7 protein-coding genes are annotated in these 11716 nt (G+C 70.2%); 3 read left to right on the forward strand and 4 right to left on the reverse strand.

Annotated elements, in window-relative coordinates; translation table 11 throughout:
• Positions 1-35 precede the first annotated feature (35 nt).
• Genes RBJ77_RS01520 through RBJ77_RS01535 form a run of 4 tightly spaced genes read right to left on the reverse strand, consistent with a single transcriptional unit; the run spans position 36 to position 4189 of the window.
• On the reverse strand, positions 36-1349 hold the full coding sequence (locus tag RBJ77_RS01520; RefSeq protein WP_372343293.1) for a sugar ABC transporter substrate-binding protein: 1314 nt from the start codon (positions 1347-1349) through the stop codon (positions 36-38).
• On the reverse strand, positions 1349-2197 hold the full coding sequence (locus tag RBJ77_RS01525) for a carbohydrate ABC transporter permease (RefSeq protein ID WP_372343294.1): 849 nt from the start codon (positions 2195-2197) through the stop codon (positions 1349-1351). Before RBJ77_RS01525 ends, RBJ77_RS01520 begins: the two co-directional genes overlap by 1 nt.
• Positions 2194-3153 (reverse strand): carbohydrate ABC transporter permease, encoded by a 960-nt coding sequence (locus RBJ77_RS01530; RefSeq protein WP_372343295.1) that lies wholly within the window; start codon positions 3151-3153, stop codon positions 2194-2196. Before RBJ77_RS01530 ends, RBJ77_RS01525 begins: the two co-directional genes overlap by 4 nt.
• Positions 3154-3172: 19 nt before the next feature.
• Entirely contained in the window at positions 3173-4189 is a 1017-nt protein-coding gene (locus RBJ77_RS01535; RefSeq protein WP_372343296.1) for a LacI family DNA-binding transcriptional regulator, read from the reverse strand.
• Between the two features lie 290 nt (positions 4190-4479).
• On the opposite strand from RBJ77_RS01535, the gene RBJ77_RS01540 reads away from it, so the two are divergent.
• The 3 genes from RBJ77_RS01540 (at position 4480) to RBJ77_RS01550 (ending at position 11623) form a co-directional block, all read left to right on the forward strand.
• A complete protein-coding gene (locus RBJ77_RS01540; RefSeq protein ID WP_372343297.1) occupies positions 4480-5211 on the forward strand; it encodes a VIT1/CCC1 transporter family protein in 732 nt (243 codons plus the stop codon).
• Between the two features lie 342 nt (positions 5212-5553).
• Complete coding sequence (gltB, locus tag RBJ77_RS01545; protein WP_372343298.1) at positions 5554-10167, forward strand: glutamate synthase large subunit; 4614 nt, start codon at positions 5554-5556, stop codon at positions 10165-10167.
• Positions 10160-11623 (forward strand): glutamate synthase subunit beta, encoded by a 1464-nt coding sequence (locus RBJ77_RS01550; protein ID WP_372343299.1) that lies wholly within the window; start codon positions 10160-10162, stop codon positions 11621-11623. The genes gltB and RBJ77_RS01550 overlap by 8 nt, the downstream gene beginning before the upstream one ends.
• Positions 11624-11716 lie beyond the last annotated feature (93 nt).

Below are 11716 nucleotides of genomic sequence, written 5' to 3' on the forward strand. Positions count from 1 at the left end.
CTTTTCTGGGGTTGTGCGTGGGGCTCGCGCCCGGTTCAGCGCTGGTAGCGGTCGAGGATGCGGTTGCCGTCGCCCGCGAGCCGCTTGCGGAGTTCGGCGACGCCGAACGCGCCGTTGTAGTACTCCTGGTAGGCCGGAGTGGCGATCTTGTCCTTCCACTCCGCGTAGCCGCGCACCCCGAGCACGGGGGACGGGCGCAGCGCCGCCGCTATGTCGGCGCCGGTCTTCCAGCCGTACTCGTCCGTGGTGAGTGACGGGTCCTTGAGGGCCTTGGTGCTCGTGGGCAACAGCCAGTCGCCGCGCGCCAGTTGCACCTGGTGCTCGGCCTGGGTGAGGTACGCGATGAAGTCGGCCGCCTGCTGTTTGTGCCGGCTGTCCTGGGACACCGAGAGGGTCTGCGGGGCGGTGCCCTGCGCCGATCCGCCGGCGCCGGACGGCATCGGCAGGACCGACCACTCGAAGCCCTCGGGCGCCTGCTGCCGCACCTGCTGGCGGTAGGAGAAGTTGAGCGGCAGCATGGCGTAGCGGCCCGCGAAGAAGCCGGGCAGGGTGTCCGAACCCGACATGCCCAGGCCGGACTTGGGGGCGGTGCGGTCCTTGTTGACCTGCCGGTTGATGAGCTGCGCCACCGCGGAGTCCGCGGCGCCGTACCGGATGTCGTTCTTGCCGTCGGCGTCCTTGTAGAAGATCCGGCCGCCGGTCGACAGGGACAGGTTCACCGACTGGCTCACCGGTTCCTTCATCGACCAGGCGACGCCGTACTGATCGGTCCTGCCGTCCTTGTCCTTGTCCCGCGTCAGCTTCTTGCTGACGCGCTCGAACTCGTCCCAGGACCACGGGTGTTCGGCCGTCGGGATGCGGACGCCGGCCGCCTTGAGCAGCTTGGTGTCGGCGATGAGGACCCGCGGCTCCTGGAGGAAGGGGACGCCGTACGTCTTCCCCTCGTACGCCGTGGTGTCCCACGACGCCTTCGGGATGTCCGCCTTCAGGGACGCGGGCAGGTACGGGGAGAGGTCGGCGAGGTAGCCGCCGTTGGCGAAGTCCGTGAGGTCGGAGGCGTCGTCGTGGAAGATGTCCGGCGCCTCACCGCCCTCGAAGGAGGTGAGGAGCTGGTCGTGGATGTTGTCCCAGCTCCCCTGCACGTACTTGACCTTGACGTGGGGGTGGGTGTCGTTCCACTGCTTCACCAGCGCCTTGTTGGCGTCGACGGACTCCTTCTGCCAGGCGAGGCTGAGGAATTCGAGGGTGACCGTGCCGTCGGCGGCGTCGGAGTCCGGGCCGCCGCAGCCCGCGACGAGGGCGAGGGAGAGGGCCGCGGCGGCGCTCGCGACGATTCGGCGGGTGCGCATCAGCCCTTCACCGCCCCGCTGAGCATGCCGCCCACGAGCCGGCGCTGGAGCAGCGCGAAGAAGACGAGGCTGGGGATCGTGGCGAGGACCGAGGCGGCCGCGAGCGGGCCCAGGTCGGCGACGCCCTCGGCGCCGAGGAAGCGGGTGAGGATGACCGACATCGTCTGGTTCTCCGGGGACTTGAGGAGGACGAGGGCGAAGAAGAACTCGTTCCAGGCCGTCACGAAGCTGAACATCAGGGTCGCCACCAGGCCGGGTGCCAGCAGCGGCAGCACCACGCCGGTGAGCGTGCGCAGCCGGCCCGCGCCGTCCATCGCCGCGGCCTCCTCCAGGGAGCGCGGCACCGACTTGACGTAGCCCTGGAGCATCCAGAGGGAGAAGGGCAGGTTCCAGACGACGTACACGATGATCAGGCCGAGCAGGCTGTCGATCATGTGCAGGTTCTTCAGGACCAGGAACAGCGGGATGATCACCAGGACGAACGGGAACATCTGGCTGACCAGGATCCAGACCGTGCCCGCCTGGCTGACCCGCGACCGGTACCGGACCATCACGTACGCCGCGGGGACCGCGATCGCCACCGAGATCACCGAGGCGCTGACCGCGACGACCAGGCTGTTGAGCGCCGAGTGGAGCAGCGGCTGCGCGTCGAAGGCCGCCCGGTAGTTGTCCAGGCTCGGGTGCCGGGGCAGCCACGTCGGATCGATCGAGCCGAGCTCCTGCGGGGACTTGAACGACGTCGAGACCAGCCACAGGAGCGGGAAGGCCAGGAAGACCAGGTAGCCGAGGAGCGCCAGGTACTGGCCCGCCCGGCCCGCGGCGCGGGGGAGTGCGGTGCTCGCGCTCATGCGGTGTCCTCCTTGAGCTTGTTGCGCAGGAACAGCGTCAGCAGCACGGCGATCACCGCGACCATGACGAGCCCCATCGCGGCGGCGTAGCCGAACTGGCCGTACTTGAAGGCCTCTTCGTAGGCGAAGAGCATCGGCAGCCGGGTCTGGCCGCCGGGGCCGCCCTGCGTGAGGACGTAGACCAGGCCGAAGGAATTGAAGTTCCAGATGAAGTTGAGCGCGGTGACGGCCAGGACCACCGGCTTCAGCGCCGGCCAGGTGACCGTCGTGAAGCGCCGCCACAGTCCCGCACCGTCCAGCTGGGCGGCCTCGCGCAGCTCGTGCGGCACGTTCTGCAGTCCGGCCAGCAGCACCACCGTGGTCTGCGGCATGCCCGCCCAGACGCCGACCACGATGACCGCGGGCAGCGCGTAGGACAGGTCCGCGAGCCAGTCGACGTTCTCGTGGAGGACACCGAGCTGGGTCAGCGTCTTGTTCAGGATGCCCGCGTCCGAGTGGTAGACGAGCCGCCACATGATGCCGACGACGACCTCGGGCATCGCCCACGGGACGAGCGCGAGCGTGCGGGCCAGCCAGCGGAAGCGCAGGTTCTGGTTGAGCAGCAGGGCGAGGCCGAGCGCGAGCACGAACTGCAGTGCCGTCACGCACACCGCCCAGACGAGCCCGATCCGGAACGACTCCCAGAACAGCGAGTCGTGGCGCAGGTCCAGGAAGTTGTCCGCGCCGACGAACTGCGTGGGCGACGTGCGGCCCGCCTGCGAGTCGGTGAACGCCAGCGCGACTCCGTACAGGAGCGGACCCACGCTGAGGACCAGGATCGGGATCAGGGCGGGCAGCAGCAGGAACCACGCGCCCCGGTCCAGGCCCAGCGCGCGCTTGCGCTGTCCCGGCGTACGGGGCGGCGGTGTGCCGCGGTCGCCCGGGACGGCTCTGTCCCGGGAGGCGGTGAGACTCATGGTGCGAACCTCGTGACTCTCAACTGTCGGTCGCCGCCGGGCCGGTGGAGGCGCGGACGACGAGGCGGGGAGGGGCGGTGGTGCTGCTGGGCGTGGCGGCCCCCGGCGTGTCCAGACGCCGGAGCAGGAGATCGGCGGCGCGCCGGCCGCGCTCGGTGGAGCCCAGGTCGACGCTGGTCAGCGGGGGCCAGCCGGCCTGCGCGAGCACGCTGTCGTCCATCCCTGCGACGGCGACGTCCTCGGGTATCCGCAGGCCGCGGGCGTGCAGGGCGCGGGCGGCGCCGAGCGCCAGCTGGTCGTTGGCGCAGAAGACGGCGTCGGGCCGGGCGGCCAGCAGCCGGTCGGTGGCCTCGGCCCCCGACTCGATGCCGAAGTCGGTGTGCACGACGAGGCCGGGGTCGTACACGAGGCCGCAGTCGTCGAGGGCGGCCCGGTAGCCCGCGTCGCGGTTGCCGCCGGGGACCGTGTCCGAGGGGCCGTTGACGAAGGCGATCCGGCGGCGCCCGGTCTCGTGCAGGTGCCGTACGGCGAGCGCGGCACCCGCGACCGAGTCGGCACGCACGCTGTCCACCGGGACTCCGTCGGGCAGCGAACCTATGACCACGACCGGGCCCGCCGCGGTGCGCAGCGCCTCGACGTGGGCGTCGGTGATGCGGATGGGGCAGATGATCAGGCCGTCGCTGGTGCGGTCGCCGAGGCTGCGCAGCACGGCCAGCTCGTCCTCGACGACGGCGTCCGTGGAGTGCAGCAGCAGCCGGTAGCCGGCGGCCTTCGTGACGGCCTGGATGGCGCGGACCATCGCCACGTACACCGGGTTGCCGATGTCGGGCATCGCGAAGGTGAGCTGCCGGGTGCGGCCGCCCTTCAGGGAGCGGGCCACGGCGTTCGGCACGTAGCCCAGCTCGGCGGCGGCCCGCTCGACCCGCTCGACGGTGTCGCGGCGGGCCCCCACGCCGTTCAGGACCCGCGAGACCGAGGCGATCGAGACACCCGCGCGCTCGGCGATGGAGAAGATCGTCGGCTGACCCGCGCCCATCCTTTTACCCCCATGCATCCGTGAAAGGTCCGCTTGCTGTAAACGTTTCCCGCAACTGGAAACGTTTACGGATGTTGCAGCCATGTTTCCCAGGCCGTCAACGGACCGATCACGTGATCCATCTCACGGGTGAGTTCGGGAAGGTCCAGGTCAGCCTCCGCCGTGGTCGTTGCGCAGGGCGCAAAACCGCAGGTAAGTACGGCCTTCCTTGCTAGCGGCGGTGATTCTTCGCGCGTAATTTCGAGGGCGTAGGAAGCGACACCGCACACCAGGGGACGGGGATCACCGGCATGGCCATCATCGAGACCGAGGCGACACTCCACGACGCGCACCGGGACAACCACACCCACCGCGACGTCAACGGGGGCTGGCTGCGCCCGGCGGTGTTCGGTGCCATGGACGGACTCGTCTCCAACTTCGCGCTCATGGCCGGTGTCGCGGGCGGCGCCGTCTCGCAGCAGACCGTGATCATCACCGGTCTGTCGGGACTGGCCGCGGGCGCCTTCTCCATGGCCGCGGGCGAGTACACCTCCGTCGCCTCCCAGCGCGAGCTGGTCGAGGCCGAACTGGACGTCGAGCGCCGGGAGCTGAGGAAGCACCCGGCCGACGAGGAGCGCGAGCTCGCCGAGCTGTACGCGTCCCGCGGCGTCGAGCCCGAGCTGGCCCGCGAGGTCGCCCGGCAGCTGTCCAAGGATCCCGAGCAGGCCCTGGAGATCCACGCCCGCGAGGAGCTCGGCATCGACCCGGGCGATCTGCCGTCGCCGACCGTGGCCGCCGTCTCCTCCTTCGGGGCGTTCGCGCTCGGCGCGCTGATCCCCGTCCTGCCCTATCTGCTCGGAGCCAGCGCGCTGTGGCCGGCCGTGATCCTGGCGCTCATCGGGCTCTTCGCGTGCGGCGCCGTGGTGGCCAAGGTGACGGCGCGGTCGTGGTGGTTCAGCGGATTGCGGCAGTTGGCCCTCGGTGGCGCCGCGGCGGGTGTGACGTATCTCCTGGGCAGCATCTTCGGCACGGCGATAGGTTGACGGCCCGCCGGTCACGGCCGGATGATGGCTATACAGGGCCTTGCATAAGTAGTCGTTACTGGACGGTTTCGATTACTTGACCACGGGGCATGAGCCGTAAGCGCTGTGGGCAATGAGGCCCGCGGCGCACACCCGCAGCACCCCGCCCCCCGGTCATCGATCTGCCCGGCGAGGCCTCTTCCGCCGCCACCCGCGGTGTCCGCATGTTGGAACGAAGTATCCGGTTCCCGAGAATCGCTCCATCATGTAACCTGCACGAAATTTTGCCGCAGCACGTATTTCGCAGAGGGCCAACGTCGTCCCTCGGCATGCACCTTTGCCACGACGACGACGGGAGAGCCGATGCGTACGCCGCGCCAGCCGTCCCAGCATTCCAACAGCGGCCAGAACTGGTCGCACATGGATGCTCGCCCTGCCGCCCAGGGCATGTACGACCCGCGCAACGAGCACGACGCCTGTGGCGTCGGCTTCGTGGCCACCCTCACCGGTGAGGCGAGCCACACGCTGGTCGAGCAGGCGCTCACAGTCCTGCGCAACCTGGAGCACCGCGGTGCCACCGGCTCCGAGCCCGACTCGGGTGACGGCGCCGGCATCCTGTCCCAGGTTCCGGACGCGTTCCTGCGCGAGGCGGTCGACTTCGACCTGCCCGAGGCCGGTGCGTACGCCGTCGGTATCGCCTTCCTGCCCGGTGCTGACGCCACCGAGGAGGCCGAAAGCGCGGTCTCGCAGATCGAGACGATCGCCGCCGAAGAGGGCCTGGACGTCCTCGGCTGGCGCGAGGTCCCGGTCGCCCCCGAACTGCTCGGCGCCACCGCCCGCTCGACCATGCCGGCCTTCCGGCAGGTCTTCGTGGCCGACGGCGCGTCGAAGGACATCGTCCTCGACCGCAAGGCGTTCGTGCTGCGCAAGCGTGCCGAGCGCGAGGCCGGGGTGTACTTCCCCTCGCTCTCCGCCCGCACCATCGTCTACAAGGGCATGCTGACCACCGGCCAGCTGGAGCCCTTCTTCCCCGACCTGTCCGACCGCCGCTTCGCGTCGGCCGTCGCGCTCGTCCACTCGCGCTTCTCCACGAACACGTTCCCGTCGTGGCCGCTCGCGCACCCCTACCGCTTCGTCGCGCACAACGGTGAGATCAACACCGTCAAGGGCAACCGCAACTGGATGCGGGCCCGCGAGTCGCAGCTCGCCTCCGAGCTGTTCGGCACGGAGAAGCTGGAGCGGATCTTCCCGATCTGTACGCCGGACGCCTCGGACTCCGCGTCCTTCGACGAGGTGCTCGAACTGCTGCACCTCGGTGGGCGTTCGCTTCCGCACAGCGTCCTGATGATGATTCCGGAGGCGTGGGAGAACCACGACTCCATGGACCCGGCCCGGCGCGCCTTCTACCAGTACCACTCCACGATGATGGAGCCCTGGGACGGCCCGGCCTGTGTCACCTTCACCGACGGCACCCAGGTCGGCGCCGTTCTCGACCGCAACGGTCTGCGCCCCGGCCGGTACTGGGTCACCGACGACGGCCTCGTCGTCCTCGGCTCCGAGGTCGGCGTCCTGGACATCGACCCGGCGAAGGTCGTCCGCAAGGGCCGCCTCCAGCCCGGCAAGATGTTCCTCGTCGACACCGCCGAGCACCGCATCATCGAGGACGACGAGATCAAGGCCGGCCTCTCCGCGGAGCAGCCGTACGCCGACTGGCTCGAAGCCGGTGAGATCGAGCTCTCCGACCTGCCCGAGCGCGAGCACATCGTGCACACGCACGCCTCCGTCACGCGCCGCCAGCAGACCTTCGGCTACACCGAGGAAGAGCTGCGCATCATCCTCGCGCCGATGGCCAAGGCCGGTGCCGAGCCGATCGGTTCAATGGGCACGGACACCCCGATCGCGGCTCTCTCGCAGCGCCCGCGCCTGCTCTTCGACTACTTCACCCAGCTGTTCGCGCAGGTCACGAACCCGCCGCTGGACGCGATCCGCGAGGAGCTCGTCACCTCGCTGCGCTCCTCGCTCGGCCCGGGCAGCAACCTGCTGGAGCCGACGGCCGCTTCCTGCCGGTCCGTGACCCTGCCGTTCCCGGTCATCGACAACGACGAGCTGGCCAAGCTCATCCACATCAACGCCGACGGCGACATGCCCGGCATGAAGGCCGTGACCCTGTCCGGCCTGTACCGGGTCTCCGGCGGCGGCGACGCGCTCGCCGCCCGCATCGAGGAGATCTGCGCCGAGGCCGACGCCGCCCTGGAGGCCGGCGCCCGGCTGATCGTCCTCTCGGACCGGCACTCGGACGCCGAGCACGCGCCGATCCCGTCGCTGCTGCTCACCGCGGCCGTCCACCACCACCTCATCCGCACGAAGCAGCGCACCGAGGTGGGCCTGCTCGTCGAGGCCGGTGACGTGCGCGAGGTGCACCACGTCGCGCTGCTGATCGGCTTCGGTGCCGCGGCCGTCAACCCGTACCTGGCGATGGAGTCGGTCGAGGACCTGGTCCGCGCCGGCACGTTCCTGCCGGCCGACGAGGACGGCGGCGCCGAGACGGCGATCCGCAACCTGATCTACGCGCTCGGCAAGGGCGTCCTCAAGGTCATGTCCAAGATGGGCATCTCGACCGTCGCCTCCTACCGCGGCGCGCAGGTCTTCGAGGCCGTCGGCCTCGACGAGGCCTTCGTCGAGAAGTACTTCAACGGCACGGCCACCAAGATCGGCGGCGCCGGTCTCGACGTCATCGCCGAGGAGGTCGCCGCCCGGCACGCCAAGGCGTACCCCGCCTCCGGCATCGCCCCCGCGCACCGTGCCCTCGACATCGGCGGCGAGTACCAGTGGCGCCGCGAGGGCGAGCCGCACCTGTTCGACCCGGAGACGGTCTTCCGCCTCCAGCACGCGACGCGCTCGCGCCGCTACGACATCTTCAAGAAGTACACGGGCCGGGTGAACGAGCAGTCGGAGCGTCTGATGACGCTGCGCGGCCTGTTCGGCTTCAAGAGCGACCGCGAGCCCATCTCGATCGACGAGGTCGAGTCGGTCTCCGAGATCGTCAAGCGGTTCTCGACCGGCGCCATGTCGTACGGCTCCATCTCGCGCGAGGCCCACGAGACCCTCGCCATCGCCATGAACCAGCTGGGCGGCAAGTCCAACACCGGTGAGGGCGGCGAGGACCCGGAGCGCCTGTACGACCCGGCGCGCCGCTCGTCGATCAAGCAGGTCGCCTCCGGCCGCTTCGGCGTGACCTCGGAGTACCTGGTCAACGCCGACGACATCCAGATCAAGATGGCCCAGGGCGCCAAGCCCGGCGAGGGCGGCCAGCTGCCCGGCCACAAGGTCTACCCGTGGGTCGCCAAGACGCGTCACTCGACGCCGGGCGTGGGCCTCATCTCCCCGCCGCCGCACCACGACATCTACTCCATCGAGGACCTGGCCCAGCTGATCCACGACCTCAAGAACGCCAACCCGTCGGCCCGCATCCACGTGAAGCTGGTCTCCGAGGTCGGCGTGGGCACGGTCGCCGCGGGTGTCTCCAAGGCGCACGCGGACGTCGTCCTCATCTCGGGTCACGACGGCGGCACGGGCGCCTCGCCGCTCACGTCGCTGAAGCACGCGGGCGGTCCCTGGGAGCTCGGCCTCGCCGAGACCCAGCAGACGCTGCTGCTCAACGGCCTGCGCGACCGCATCGTCGTGCAGACCGACGGCCAGCTGAAGACCGGCCGCGACGTCATCATCGCCGCGCTCCTCGGCGCCGAGGAGTTCGGTTTCGCGACCGCGCCGCTCGTCGTCTCCGGCTGCGTCATGATGCGCGTCTGCCACCTGGACACCTGCCCGGTCGGCATCGCCACGCAGAACCCGACGCTGCGCGACCGGTTCGCGGGCAAGCCCGAGTTCATCGTGAACTTCTTCGAGTTCATCGCCGAAGAGGTCCGCGAGCTCCTCGCGGAGCTGGGCTTCCGCTCCATCGAGGAGGCCGTCGGCCACGCCGAACTCCTCGACACCGAGCGGGCCGTGGACCACTGGAAGGCGCAGGGCCTCGACCTGGAGCCGCTCTTCTACGTCCCCGAGCTGCCGGACGGCGCCGTCCGCCACCAGCTGATCACGCAGGACCACGGCCTGGAGAAGGCGCTCGACAACGAGCTGATCAAGCTCGCCGCCGACGCCCTCGCCGCCGGTGACCAGGCCGACGCCCAGCCGGTGCGCGCCCAGGTCGCCATCCGCAACATCAACCGCACGGTCGGCACGATGCTCGGCCACGAGGTGACGAAGAAGTTCGGCGGGGCGGGTCTGCCCGACGACACGATCGACATCACCTTCACGGGCTCGGCGGGCCAGTCGTTCGGCGCGTTCGTGCCGCGCGGTGTGACGCTGCGCCTGGAGGGCGACGCCAACGACTACGTCGGCAAGGGCCTCTCCGGCGGCCGGATCATCGTCCGCCCGGACCGCGGCGCCGACCACCTCGCCGAGTACTCGACGATCGCCGGCAACACCATCGCGTACGGCGCGACGGGCGGCGAGCTGTTCCTGCGCGGCCGCACCGGCGAGCGCTTCTGCGTCCGCAACTCCGGTGCCACGGTCGTCTCGGAGGGCGTGGGCGACCACGGCTGCGAGTACATGACCGGCGGTCACGCGGTGGTCCTCGGCGAGACGGGCCGCAACTTCGCGGCCGGCATGTCGGGCGGCATCGCGTACGTCATCGACCTGGACCCCCACAACGTGAACGTCGCCAGCCAGGCGGCGGTCGGGGCCCTCGACGACACCGACAAGCAGTGGCTGCACGACGTCGTGCGCCGCCACGCGGAGGAGACCGGCTCCACGGTCGCCGAGAAGCTCCTCGCCGAGTGGTCCACCGCGGTGGAGCGCTTCAGCAAGATCATTCCCAGTACGTACGAGGCAGTGCTCGCCGCCAAGGACGCCGCCGAGCGAGCCGGTCTCTCGGAGACCGAGATCACCGAGAAGATGATGGAGGCGGCGACCAATGGCTGATCCCAAGGGCTTTCTCAACCACGGGCGCGAGGTCGCCACGACCCGTCCGGTCGGCGAGCGGCTCAGGGACTGGAACGAGGTCTACGTTCCGGGCTCCCTGCTCCCCATCATCAGCAAGCAGGCGTCCCGCTGCATGGACTGCGGCATCCCGTTCTGCCACAACGGCTGCCCGCTGGGGAACCTGATCCCCGAGTGGAACGACTTCGCGTACCGCGAGGACTGGTCCGCCGCGCAGGAGCGGCTGCACGCGACGAACAACTTCCCGGAGTTCACCGGGCGGCTGTGCCCGGCTCCGTGCGAGTCGGCGTGCGTGCTCGGCATCAACCAGCCGGCCGTGACCATCAAGAACGTCGAGGTCTCGATCATCGACAAGGCGTGGGACGCGGGCGACGTCGCCCCGCAGGCCCCGGAGCGCCTGTCCGGCAAGACGGTCGCGGTCATCGGTTCGGGCCCGGCCGGTCTGGCCGCCGCCCAGCAGCTGACGCGGGCCGGTCACACGGTCGCGGTGTACGAGCGAGCGGACCGCATCGGCGGTCTGCTCCGCTACGGCATCCCCGAGTTCAAGATGGAGAAGCGCCACATCAACCGCCGCATCGAGCAGATGCGCGCGGAGGGCACCAAGTTCCGTACGGGTGTGGAGATCGGCCGCGACATCGACGCCGCGAAGCTCCGCAAGCGCTACGACGCGGTCGTCGTCGCGGCGGGCGCCACGATCTCCCGCGACCTCCCGGTCCCCGGCCGCGAGCTCAACGGCATCCACTTCGCGATGGAGTACCTGCCGCTCTCCAACAAGGTGCAGGAGGGCGACTTCGTGCAGCCCCCCATCACCGCCGAGGGCAAGCACGTCGTCGTCATCGGCGGCGGCGACACCGGCGCGGACTGCGTGGGCACTGCCCACCGCCAGGGCGCGGCCTCGGTCACGCAGCTGGAGATCATGCCGCGCCCGAACGACGACCGGAACCCGGTCTCGCAGCCGTGGCCGACCTTCCCGATGCTCTACAAGGTCACCTCGGCCCACGAGGAGGGCGGCGAGCGCGTCTACTCCGTCTCGACGACGCACTTCGAGGGCGACGAGGACGGCAACGTCCAGTGGCTGCACCTCACCGAGGTCGAGTTCGTCGACGGCAAGCTGACGCCGCAGCCGGGCACGGAGCGCAAGATCCCCGCCCAGCTGGTCACCCTCGCCATGGGCTTCACCGGCACCGACCAGGAGAACGGTCTCGTCTCCCAGTTCGGTCTCGACCTCGACGCGCGCGGCAACATCGAGCGCGACGCCGACTTCCAGACCAACGTCCCCGGTGTCTTCGTCGCCGGTGACGCGGGCCGCGGCCAGTCGCTCATCGTCTGGGCGATCGCCGAGGGCCGCTCGGCCGCCCGCGGCGTCGACGCCTTCCTGACCGGCGCCTCCGAGCTCCCGGCCCCGATCCGCCCGACGGACCGCGCACTGGCGGTCTGACCCCACGGTCCTGACGGACCGTCAAAAGACGTCCCGTACAACGGCGTACGGAACTGAGCGCGACGCTCGCCCCAACTGTCCCCGACCGGACGC

This window comes from Streptomyces sp. KL116D (assembly GCF_030766975.1).
Taxonomy (GTDB): domain Bacteria; phylum Actinomycetota; class Actinomycetes; order Streptomycetales; family Streptomycetaceae; genus Streptomyces; species Streptomyces longispororuber_A.

Bases quoted from the DNA above. Each gene is read 5' to 3' on its own strand.
- RBJ77_RS01520 (WP_372343293.1), bottom strand. From the start codon at position 1,349: ATGCGCACCCGCCGAATCGTCGCGAGCGCCGCCGCGGCCCTCTCCCTC.
- RBJ77_RS01525 (WP_372343294.1), bottom strand. From the start codon at position 2,197: ATGAGCGCGAGCACCGCACTCCCCCGCGCCGCGGGCCGGGCGGGCCAG.
- RBJ77_RS01530 (WP_372343295.1), bottom strand. From the start codon at position 3,153: ATGAGTCTCACCGCCTCCCGGGACAGAGCCGTCCCGGGCGACCGCGGC.
- RBJ77_RS01535 (WP_372343296.1), bottom strand. From the start codon at position 4,189: ATGGGCGCGGGTCAGCCGACGATCTTCTCCATCGCCGAGCGCGCGGGT.
- RBJ77_RS01540 (WP_372343297.1), top strand. From the start codon at position 4,480: ATGGCCATCATCGAGACCGAGGCGACACTCCACGACGCGCACCGGGAC.
- gltB (WP_372343298.1), top strand. From the start codon at position 5,554: ATGCGTACGCCGCGCCAGCCGTCCCAGCATTCCAACAGCGGCCAGAAC.
- RBJ77_RS01550 (WP_372343299.1), top strand. From the start codon at position 10,160: ATGGCTGATCCCAAGGGCTTTCTCAACCACGGGCGCGAGGTCGCCACG.